15 protein-coding genes (1 of these 15 only partly in view) are annotated in these 7,610 nt (G+C 54.2%); 5 read left to right on the forward strand and 10 right to left on the reverse strand.

The window, feature by feature from the left end; all coding sequences use genetic code 11:
- The 9 genes from MAIT1_RS22105 to MAIT1_RS18825 form a co-directional block, all read right to left on the reverse strand.
- A protein-coding gene (locus tag MAIT1_RS22105) for an integrase core domain-containing protein (protein ID WP_198947936.1) crosses the window boundary here: on the reverse strand, positions 1 to 191 show its 5' portion. Its footprint begins 385 nt before the window's first position; 191 of the gene's 576 nt are visible here — the first part of the coding sequence; it begins with the start codon at positions 189 to 191; the stop codon falls past the left edge of the window.
- Positions 192 to 271: 80 nt separating this feature from the next.
- On the reverse strand, positions 272 to 919 hold the full coding sequence (locus tag MAIT1_RS22350; RefSeq protein ID WP_241893506.1) for a transposase: 648 nt from the start codon (positions 917 to 919) through the stop codon (positions 272 to 274).
- Between the two features lie 44 nt (positions 920 to 963).
- The gene (locus tag MAIT1_RS18795; RefSeq protein WP_085445447.1) at positions 964 to 1,209 is read right to left on the reverse strand and encodes a DUF1186 domain-containing protein; all 246 of its coding nucleotides are present in this window, start codon (positions 1,207 to 1,209) and stop codon (positions 964 to 966) included.
- Between the two features lie 168 nt (positions 1,210 to 1,377).
- The gene (locus MAIT1_RS18800) at positions 1,378 to 1,851 is read right to left on the reverse strand and encodes an integrase core domain-containing protein (protein WP_143814931.1); all 474 of its coding nucleotides are present in this window, start codon (positions 1,849 to 1,851) and stop codon (positions 1,378 to 1,380) included.
- A 92-nt stretch (positions 1,852 to 1,943) separates the two neighbouring features.
- Complete coding sequence (locus MAIT1_RS18805; RefSeq protein WP_198947937.1) at positions 1,944 to 2,909, reverse strand: IS3 family transposase; 966 nt, start codon at positions 2,907 to 2,909, stop codon at positions 1,944 to 1,946.
- An 11-nt stretch (positions 2,910 to 2,920) separates the two neighbouring features.
- The gene (locus tag MAIT1_RS18810) at positions 2,921 to 3,223 is read right to left on the reverse strand and encodes a transposase (protein WP_085445448.1); all 303 of its coding nucleotides are present in this window, start codon (positions 3,221 to 3,223) and stop codon (positions 2,921 to 2,923) included.
- A 44-nt stretch (positions 3,224 to 3,267) separates the two neighbouring features.
- The gene (locus MAIT1_RS18815) at positions 3,268 to 3,777 is read right to left on the reverse strand and encodes an IS3 family transposase (RefSeq protein WP_143814932.1); all 510 of its coding nucleotides are present in this window, start codon (positions 3,775 to 3,777) and stop codon (positions 3,268 to 3,270) included.
- 11 nt (positions 3,778 to 3,788) lie between these two features.
- Positions 3,789 to 4,091 (reverse strand): transposase, encoded by a 303-nt coding sequence (locus MAIT1_RS18820; RefSeq protein ID WP_085440078.1) that lies wholly within the window; start codon positions 4,089 to 4,091, stop codon positions 3,789 to 3,791.
- A 44-nt stretch (positions 4,092 to 4,135) separates the two neighbouring features.
- Entirely contained in the window at positions 4,136 to 4,378 is a 243-nt protein-coding gene (locus tag MAIT1_RS18825) for a hypothetical protein (protein WP_241893507.1), read from the reverse strand.
- 70 nt (positions 4,379 to 4,448) lie between these two features.
- Between MAIT1_RS18825 and MAIT1_RS18830 the strand changes: the two genes are divergently transcribed.
- The 5 genes from MAIT1_RS18830 (at position 4,449) to MAIT1_RS18845 (ending at position 7,047) form a co-directional block, all read left to right on the forward strand.
- Entirely contained in the window at positions 4,449 to 4,751 is a 303-nt protein-coding gene (locus MAIT1_RS18830) for a transposase (protein ID WP_085440272.1), read from the forward strand.
- A gap of 11 nt (positions 4,752 to 4,762) precedes the next feature.
- Positions 4,763 to 5,581 (forward strand): DDE-type integrase/transposase/recombinase, encoded by an 819-nt coding sequence (locus tag MAIT1_RS18835; protein ID WP_198947938.1) that lies wholly within the window; start codon positions 4,763 to 4,765, stop codon positions 5,579 to 5,581.
- Entirely contained in the window at positions 5,538 to 5,747 is a 210-nt protein-coding gene (locus MAIT1_RS22115; RefSeq protein ID WP_198947939.1) for a hypothetical protein, read from the forward strand. The genes MAIT1_RS18835 and MAIT1_RS22115 overlap by 44 nt, the downstream gene beginning before the upstream one ends.
- 75 nt (positions 5,748 to 5,822) lie before the next feature.
- Positions 5,823 to 6,104: a hypothetical protein gene (locus tag MAIT1_RS18840; RefSeq protein WP_143814933.1), complete on the forward strand. Its 282-nt coding sequence runs from the start codon at positions 5,823 to 5,825 to the stop codon at positions 6,102 to 6,104.
- 1 nt (position 6,105) lies between these two features.
- On the forward strand, positions 6,106 to 7,047 hold the full coding sequence (locus MAIT1_RS18845) for a hypothetical protein (RefSeq protein ID WP_085445450.1): 942 nt from the start codon (positions 6,106 to 6,108) through the stop codon (positions 7,045 to 7,047).
- Between the two features lie 340 nt (positions 7,048 to 7,387).
- Here the strand turns inward: MAIT1_RS18845 and MAIT1_RS18850 are convergent.
- A partial coding sequence (locus tag MAIT1_RS18850) for a transposase domain-containing protein (protein ID WP_143814934.1) occupies positions 7,388 to 7,610 on the reverse strand: 223 nt, incomplete at its 5' end.

Raw genomic sequence — 7,610 nt, forward strand, 5'->3', positions numbered from 1 at the left:
GGCCCATTGTCTGAGATCAGCCGCGGCTTAGCTTCCGGATAGGCCTCCTGAGCTCGGAGCAGGACCACTTCAACCTCATCTTCCTTCATCGACTCACGAATCTCCCAGTGGAGGATAAACCTGCTACATCCATCCAGGACACTGCACAGATAGTAGAACGTCCCCTGGATATTCAGATAGGAGATGTCCACATGCCAGTGTTTATGCGGCTCCGAAGGCTGTTTCGAACCCTGTGCCCTTCTGCGGAGGGCGGGTGGGCTCCAACGACGCATCACGCCCGGCAGTTCTGAGCACACGCAGCACTAGAAGAGGGGCTGACCGCCACCACGCCTGCATCCAGCATCATGTTGGTCAGGCGCCGATAGCCCTCTGACGGATGTTCATGGAAAAAGGCGACAATCGCTTCCCTTTCCCAATCGTCCAGCCAAAAATCTCGGGGAATACGGCCATTGTGGTCGTTAACCATTCCATAGCGCTTGCGCCATGAATAGAACTTGCCCCTTTGCACGCCTATCCAGTTGATAATTCGGCTCGTGTCGATTTCGCTCTTGTCTGACCAAAACGCCACGAAATCCACCACCGAATCCCGTATGTCCGGCTCCACCCAGCAGCCGTTCAGCTCACCCCTAAGACTTTTTTTTAGCGCAACATGCGCCTCAAGAAGCTCGGACATAACCTCATTTTTGGTTGCCAACTTCGCTTCTAGTTCGGCAATCTGTCGATCACGAGCCTTTTGGCCGCGTTTGTCAGCCAAAGCCGCTTCGCCATTCTCAAACAAAGCCTTTTGCCAGCGATAGTACTGGCTGGGCTGAATGCCCGCCTCGTCACACAGATCCGAGAGAACCACCTTCTCGACCAGGTGACGGCGCACATAGCCTACCTTCTGCTCAGCCGTAAATCTCCGCTTCTTCCGTTCCATACAAACCTCCGCTTATTATCTACACATTATAAACGGCTTGTTTGTCATTTTCCAACTGAACCGAAACAGGGGAACTGCTCAGTCGCCTTGAATTCTGCAAGAAGAAAGAGGGCAAAGATCAGGGCAGACTCATCTTCTTCCGTTGCATCGAATTGGAGCTCAATGCAGCGCTCGATAATCTGAACCAGTAGAGGTTTGATCTCCTCCTCACATCTTCTTGCCGCGAGAAGGGCTTCGCGTGGGAGTGAATCAGCTTGAATAAATTCTGCAATGATTTCAGCTGGGGTCATACGGAGGCTCCCATCTATCCATCGGAACCTCCATCTTGAATGTGGCGAATTTGGAAATCAAGTGATGGTTCAAGGCCTCAAAACCCAAGAGCCTCTCGCTGCTCCGGCCATAGGTCTGAGTGTGCTGGTTCAGCGGAAACATGACAACCGCCTAAGCCAAAATATCAGTTAGCCGTTCGCCTTTTCAGCCATTTTTTGGGATGGCTGAAAAGACTGCTTTTGGTACGTCGTCCGACGCCGTTCTCTGGCCGCCTCAAGCTTTTGATCTCGTTCGGCCAGGATCTGCACATGCCGCCCTTCCAGGCGATCCTGTGGGGTGACGTAGTCGATGGCGCTATGGAGCCGCCGGGTGTTGTAATGCTCGACGTACTTTCCCACAACCCGCTGGGCATCTTCCAGCGATAATGGCGTCTGAGGCCGAATGCACTCACGCTTCAAACTACCGTGAAAACGCTCCAGCTTTCCGTTGCTCTGCGGATAGTAAGGCGAAGTCCTCACATGCGTCATGCCGGATTCCCGGATGAACGCCTTAAAATCGTTGGCAACGAACTGCGGCCCATTGTCTGAGATCAGCCGCGGCTTAGCTTCCGGATAGGCCTCCTGAGCTCGGAGCAGGACCACTTCAACCTCATCTTCCTTCATCGACTCACGAATCTCCCAGTGGAGGATATGTGCTGGTTCAGCGGAAACATGACAACCGCCTAAGCCAAAATATCAGTTAGCCGTTCGCCTTTTCAGCCATTTTTTGGGATGGCTGAAAGACTGCTTTTGGTACGTCGTCCGACGCCGTCTCTGGCCGCCTCAAGCTTTTGATCTCGTTCGGCCAGGATCTGCACATGCCGCCCTTCCAGGCGATCCTGTGGGGTGACGTAGTCGATGGCGCTATGGAGCCGCCGGGTGTTGTAATGCTCGACGTACTTTCCCACAACCCGCTGGGCATCTTCCAGCGATAATGGCGTCTGAGGCCGAATGCACTCACGCTTCAAACTACCGTGAAAACGCTCCAGCTTTCCGTTGCTCTGCGGATAGTAAGGCGAAGTCCTCACATGCGTCATGCCGGATTCCCGGATGAACGCCTTAAAATCGTTGGCAACGAACTGCGGCCCATTGTCTGAGATCAGCCGCGGCTTAGCTTCCGGATAGGCCTCCTGAGCTCGGAGCAGGACCACTTCAACCTCATCTTCCTTCATCGACTCACGAATCTCCCAGTGGAGGATAAACCTGCTACATCCATCCAGGACACTGCACAGATAGTAGAACGTCCCCTGGATATTCAGATAGGAGATGTCCACATGCCAGTGTTTATGCGGCTCCGAAGGCTGTTTGAACCCTGTGCCCTTCTGCGAGGGCGGTGGGCTCCAACGACGCATCAGCCCGGCAGTTCTGAGCACACGCAGCACTGAAGAGGGGCTGACCGCCACCACGCCTGCATCCAGCATCATGTAGGTCAGGCGCCGATAGCCCTCTGACGGATGTTCATGGAAAAAGGCGACAATCGCTTCCCTTTCCCAATCGTCCAGCCAAAAATCTCGGGGAATACGGCCATTGTGGTCGTTAACCATTCCATAGCGCTTGCGCCATGAATAGAACTTGCCCCTTTGCACGCCTATCCAGTTGATAATTCGGCTCGTGTCGATTTCGCTCTTGTCTGACCAAAACGCCACGAAATCCACCACCGAATCCCGTATGTCCGGCTCCACCCAGCAGCCGTTCAGCTCACCCCAAGACTTTTTTTTAGCGCAACATGCGCCTCAAGAAGCTCGGACATAACTTCATTTTTGGTTGCCAACTTCGCTTCTAGTTCGGCAATCTGTCGGTCACAAGCCTTTTGGCCGCGTTTGTCAGCCAAAGCCGCTTCGCCATTCTCAAACAAAGCCTTTTGCCAGCGATAGTACTGGCTGGGCTGAATGCCCGCCTCGTCGCACAGATCCGAGAGAACCACCTTCTCGACCAGGTGACGGCGCACATAGCCTACCTTCTGCTCAGCCGTAAATCTCCGCTTCTTCCGTTCCATACAAACCTCCGCTCAATATCTACACATTATAAACGGCTTGTTTGTCATTTTCCAACTGAACCGAAACAGATAAACCTGCTACATCCATCCAGGACACTGCACAGATAGTAGAACGTCCCCTGGATATTCAGATAGGAGATGTCCACATGCCAGTGTTTATGCGGTTCCGAAGGCTGTTTGAACCCTGTGCCCTTCTGCGAGGGCGGTGGGCTCCAACGACGCATCAGCCCGGCAGTTCTGAGCACACGCAGCACTGAAGAGGGGCTGACCGCCACCACGCCTGCATCCAGCATCATGTAGGTCAGGCGCCGATAGCCCTCTGACGGATGTTCATGGAAAAAGGCGACAATCGCTTCCCTTTCCCAATCGTCCAGCCAAAAATCTCGGGGAATACGGCCATTGTGGTCGTTAACCATTCCATAGCGCTTGCGCCATGAATAGAACTTGCCCCTTTGCACGCCTATCCAGTTGATAATTCGGCTCGTGTCGATTTCGCTCTTGTCTGACCAAAACGCCACGAAATCCACCACCGAATCCCGTATGTCCGGCTCCACCCAGCAGCCGTTCAGCTCACCCCAAGACTTTTTTTTAGCGCAACATGCGCCTCAAGAAGCTCGGACATAACTTCATTTTTGGTTGCCAACTTCGCTTCTAGTTCGGCAATCTGTCGGTCACAAGCCTTTTGGCCGCGTTTGTCAGACAAGGCCGCTTCGCCGTTCTCAAACAAAGCCTTTTGCCAGCGATAGTACTGGCTGGGCTGAATGCCCGCCTCGTCGCACAGATCCGAGAGAACCACCTTCTCGACCAGGTGACGGCGCACATAGCCTACCTTCTGCTCAGCCGTAAATCTCCGCTTCTTCCGTTCCATACAAACCTCCGCTCAATATCTCTACATTATGAACGATTGGTTTGTCATTTTCCATCTGAACCGAAACATGAGAACCCCTTCATCAGATCGGCGAGCGCTAGGTTTTTCGGCTGCCGCCCTTCGAGAATGGCTTCCACAATATCCGGCGCCAGCATGGTCAACCGCAGCGTCTTGGTCATGAAGCCTGGATCGATATTTTCCCTGGCGGCCAACTCACGCGCAGAGCGCACGACGCCAGACTCGATCTCTTTTCTCCACGAAAACGCTCGCGCCAAAGCCCGGATCATGGTGTTTCGGTTCAGTTGGAAAATGACAAACAAGCCGTTTATAATGTGTAGATAATAAGCGGAGGTTTGTATGGAACGGAAGAAGCGGAGATTTACGGCTGAGCAGAAGGTAGGCTATGTGCGCCGTCACCTGGTCGAGAAGGTGGTTCTCTCGGATCTGTGTGACGAGGCGGGCATTCAGCCCAGCCAGTACTATCGCTGGCAAAAGGCTTTGTTTGAGAATGGCGAAGCGGCTTTGGCTGACAAACGCGGCCAAAAGGCTCGTGATCGACAGATTGCCGAACTAGAAGCGAAGTTGGCAACCAAAAATGAGGTTATGTCCGAGCTTCTTGAGGCGCATGTTGCGCTAAAAAAAAGTCTTGGGGTGAGCTGAACGGCTGCTGGGTGGAGCCGGACATACGGGATTCGGTGGTGGATTTCGTGGCGTCTTGGTCAGACAAGAGCGAAATCGACACGAGCCGGATTATCAACTGGATAGGCGTGCAAAGGGGCAAGTTCTATTCATGGCGCAAGCGCTATGGAATGGTTAACGACCACAATGGCCGTATTCCCCGAGATTTTTGGCTGGACGATTGGGAGAGGGAAGCGATTGTCGCCTTTTTCCATGAACATCCGTCAGAGGGCTATCGGCGCCTGACCTACATGATGCTGGATGCAGGCGTGGTGGCGGTCAGCCCCTCTTCAGTGCTGCGTGTGCTCAGAACTGCCGGGCTGATGCGTCGTTGGAGCCCACCGCCCTCGCAGAAGGGCACAGGGTTCAAACAGCCTTCGGAGCCGCATAAACACTGGCATGTGGACATCTCCTATCTGAATATCCAGGGGACGTTCTACTATCTGTGCAGTGTCCTGGATGGATGTAGCAGGTTTATCCTCCACTGGGAGATTCGTGAGTCGATGAAGGAAGATGAGGTTGAAGTGGTCCTGCTCCGAGCTCAGGAGGCCTATCCGGAAGCTAAGCCGCGGCTGATCTCAGACAATGGGCCGCAGTTCGTTGCCAACGATTTTAAGGCGTTCATCCGGGAATCCGGCATGACGCATGTGAGGACTTCGCCTTACTATCCGCAGAGCAACGGAAAGCTGGAGCGTTTTCACGGTAGTTTGAAGCGTGAGTGCATTCGGCCTCAGACGCCAGTTATCGCTGGAAGATGCCCAGCGGGTTGTGGGAAAGTACGTCGAGCATTACAACACCCGGCGGCTCCATAGCGCCATCGACTACGTCACCCCACAGGATCGCCTGGAAGGGCGGCATGTGCAGATCCTGGCCGAACGAGATCAAAAGCTTGAGGCGGCCAGAGAACGGCGTCGGACGACGTACCAAAAGCAGTCTTTTCAGCCATCCCAAAAAATGGCTGAAAAGGCGAACGGCTAACTGATATTTTGGCTTAGGCGGTTGTCATGTTTCCGCTGAACCAGCACAGAGATTGCCTGGGAGGATATGAAAGGGGTGAAAGTTGAGGTGAAAGCGGAGCGCGATATTGATGAAACGGTGCAATCCGCCGTGCGGAAGATATTCGAGGAGATGAATCCTCTGATGAGATCTGAGGCGTTCCCCCGGCAAGCGAGCATGGTCGTGATCTTCAGACCTGATCGCTATTACCCCAAGGGGAAGGTGATCAATTTGAGCCTGACCGTGCCTAACCATTGTGACCTCCGCAGTCGGTCAGCCAAGGAGCGACTGATCCGGGACAAATATCTCGCCCAATGGGGCTTGCTGGAGGAGGCGTAATATGATGAACGAACTGTTGAGCCGTCCTGCGCTGCTGGATGCTTTGAAATGCTTTCGTCTGGATCTGAGCAAAATGGCTGGATACGGCATTGCTGAGGGATTTCCCTCCTGGGAGGAGTTGCTCTCCCACGGAATTCTTGTTGAAGGGGAACTGGGGCAGTATGTCGAAGATCCTGAGTCGGCCAATGGTCATCTGAAACAGGCGTTTTGGGATCCAGAAACGTGCACTTATCGCTATTTCAGTTTTGAGGAGGAGGGGTGGGTCACCATCCCGGACCAGGATCTGCGGACGTTTCATCTTAGCCACGGGGGCTTGTTCAGGAGTCTACAGGTGTTGCTGGGCATTGCAGAGGGCACCCAAATCAGAGAGCCGGTGGGAAAAGGTCTGTGGCATATCGGGGCCATCTGGGTCGGAAAGATCAAAGTCCCAGTGTATGTGGCGCGGACGCTCTTTTCTTCCGAGGTGTTTGATTCGGTCTGTGACTATCTGGAGGGGGTGGATAATGCGCCTGTCAGCGTTGTGTTGGTGGAAGGTCCACCAAAAAGTCGTCGGTACCGCCTGCCCGATGGATTCAAGATGCTCGCCTTTGACCAAGTGATCGATTCGGATGTCGACCACGCGCGTTTTGAAATGGAAGTGATCCACGCAGCAATTCTAGACAGGCGTTCAACGCCCTCCCATGACGGGGTGCTCAGTCATAGCCCTGATTTCAGTGAAGTCAACGTGCATGGACGGGAGTTCCGCTTTGTTGGCGGCAAGCAGCAGGAGGTGCTGGAACTGTTGGTCAGCGCTTGGCGCTCTGGGCGCCCACAATGCGCGACCAAGGATATTCTCGATCAGGTACACTCCTCTGTGCGCACTCTATCTCAGCTATTCAACCACCATCCGGATTGGAAGGAGCTGATCGGCTACGGCGGGGGCAAGTGCTGGCTGAAGATCTGAACGCCGATATACGCCGCCATCAAAATCACGAATTGCCATTGCGCCGCCCATTTGGGCGGTTTTTTTGGTCAAAATGCCGAAATTGTGACTCTACGTTACAAATCTTTTCATTCCTAACCTCTGTAAGCGCCACGTAAACCGCAGGGTTCCCCTGTCTGGAATGATCCGTCACGCTATGCCTTCCAGGATGCATAACGGAGGAAGCCATGGCGACAGAGTTGACGGAGCGGCAGCGGTATTGGCTTGAGCACGTTCGCGCCAGCGAGCGGACGGGCGGAACGTTGAAGGCGTATGCCGACGCTCAAGGGTTGGATGTTCAGTAAGCGTCCAGTAAACCGCGTCAGAGGGTAGGCTTGGCCTTCGGGGTCATGTCGGGATTGAGGCTCCAGGGCAGCAGCGCCTCGAAATCCGCTACGGTCTGCGCCGCCGGTATCTTCTCGAACAGATGCCGCAGATAGGTGAATGGCTCCAGGCCGTTGGCCTTGGCGGTCTCGATCAGGCCGTAGAGATTGGCCGACGCCTTCACGCCACGCACCGTGTTGGAGAAAAGCCAGTTCTTGCGG

It is taken from the genome of Magnetofaba australis IT-1 (assembly GCF_002109495.1).
Lineage (GTDB): Bacteria > Pseudomonadota > Magnetococcia > Magnetococcales > Magnetococcaceae > Magnetofaba > Magnetofaba australis.

Excerpts from the sequence above, each read along its gene's own strand:
- MAIT1_RS22350 (WP_241893506.1), bottom strand. The coding sequence starts at position 919 with ATGGAACGGAAGAAGCGGAGATTTACGGCTGAGCAGAAGGTAGGCTAT.
- MAIT1_RS18795 (WP_085445447.1), bottom strand. The coding sequence starts at position 1,209 with ATGACCCCAGCTGAAATCATTGCAGAATTTATTCAAGCTGATTCACTC.
- MAIT1_RS18800 (WP_143814931.1), bottom strand. The coding sequence starts at position 1,851 with ATGAAGGAAGATGAGGTTGAAGTGGTCCTGCTCCGAGCTCAGGAGGCC.
- MAIT1_RS18810 (WP_085445448.1), bottom strand. The coding sequence starts at position 3,223 with ATGGAACGGAAGAAGCGGAGATTTACGGCTGAGCAGAAGGTAGGCTAT.
- MAIT1_RS18820 (WP_085440078.1), bottom strand. The coding sequence starts at position 4,091 with ATGGAACGGAAGAAGCGGAGATTTACGGCTGAGCAGAAGGTAGGCTAT.
- MAIT1_RS18825 (WP_241893507.1), bottom strand. The coding sequence starts at position 4,378 with ATGATCCGGGCTTTGGCGCGAGCGTTTTCGTGGAGAAAAGAGATCGAG.
- MAIT1_RS18830 (WP_085440272.1), top strand. The coding sequence starts at position 4,449 with ATGGAACGGAAGAAGCGGAGATTTACGGCTGAGCAGAAGGTAGGCTAT.
- MAIT1_RS18845 (WP_085445450.1), top strand. The coding sequence starts at position 6,106 with ATGATGAACGAACTGTTGAGCCGTCCTGCGCTGCTGGATGCTTTGAAA.